Source organism: bacterium (assembly GCA_024226335.1).
Lineage (GTDB): Bacteria > Myxococcota_A > UBA9160 > SZUA-336 > SZUA-336 > JAAELY01.
The window spans coordinates 1-1126 of sequence record JAAELY010000517.1 but is presented as its reverse complement, the minus strand read 5'-3'; the positions used below and the strand labels follow the sequence as shown (position 1 = coordinate 1126).

Sequence of the window (1126 nt, the reverse complement as noted above, 5' to 3'; positions counted from 1 at the left end):
CGTCCACGATCGCCGCGACGATCATCGCTTCAGCAGCCAGATCCTTCCGCCGTACATGCGCAAGAGTCCGAAGGTCGCGGAAGTGCTCCCGATCCTGTATCTGCGCGGCCTGTCGACGGGGGATTTCCGCGAAGCGCTTCCGGCATTGCTAGGCGAGCGTGATATGACGCATCCAGTCGGACGCTATTGTTAGTCATCTTAGCTTTTCTCTCAGCGCTTCATAGGGCGTCTTTCCTTTGTGGGCGCCATGGGGCCGGTCGTAGTTGTAGAACTTCTCCCAGGCCGCGAGCTTCTTCTTGAGATCGACGTCATCGCGATAGGTCAGCAGCTGGTAGAACTCGTCCTTGTCGGTGCGGTGGGACCGCTCGACTTTCCCATTGAGCTGCGGCGTTCGTGGCTTGATGTAAACATGTTCCATGCCCTGGTCGGCCACATGCCAGTGGAAAAGCGCCTGGAACTCGTGTCCGCGGTCGGTTCGGATGGTGCGAATGCGGAAAGGGAACTTCTTGACGACATAGTTGATGAAGTCGCTGGCGTTCGCTTGCGTGTGCCGCTTGTAGATCTTCAAAGCGCGAACCCGAGTCGCGTCGTCGATCGCCGTGTACACATAGCGTCGGACCGGTCCGCCCCGTTTCCTCTTCAGGGTCTGAACCGCCCCGGTTTCTTCGGAGACTCGTTTAGTTGAGCCCGGCCACCATGACCGGAGCTTCTCTTCTTTCATAATAAACCTGTTCGAGTTCGACGGGAGGGATGTTCCCGATCGGTTCGAGCAGTCGTCGATGGTTGAACCAGTCGACCCACTTCAGTGTTGCGAACTCCACGTCCTCGACACCGTGCCAAGGACCTTGCCTGCGGATGACCTCCGTCTTGTAGAGTCCGTTGATCGTTTCAGCCAGGGCATTGTCGTAGGAATCGCCGACGCTTCCGACAGATGATTCGATGCCTTCCTCCGCAAGTCGGTCGCTGTAGCGAATCGACAAATATTGGGTGGATTCAAACTGTCGTCGCAACACCTGAGGGAAGGGAGGTTGCGATGGGAAGGATTACGCACCGACGGTCTGATCGTGCGTTGCGTCCAAAGATGCGTTCACCGGGTCGTCCGACCGTTGGACGCCGTGAGCATCGG

General features: G+C 57.8%; 3 pseudogenes. 1 reads left to right on the top strand and 2 read right to left on the bottom strand.

Going from position 1 to position 1126, the window contains the following annotated elements:
• A pseudogene (locus tag GY725_24970) lies at positions 1–139 on the top strand (IS256 family transposase).
• 54 nt (positions 140–193) lie between these two features.
• Here GY725_24970 and GY725_24965 read toward each other — a convergent pair.
• Together GY725_24965 and GY725_24960 are read right to left on the bottom strand one after the other, a co-directional pair.
• Positions 194–619, bottom strand: a pseudogene (locus tag GY725_24965) (transposase family protein).
• Positions 620–677: 58 nt separating this feature from the next.
• Positions 678–989 (bottom strand): annotated as a pseudogene (locus GY725_24960) (transposase).
• Positions 990–1126 lie beyond the last annotated feature (137 nt).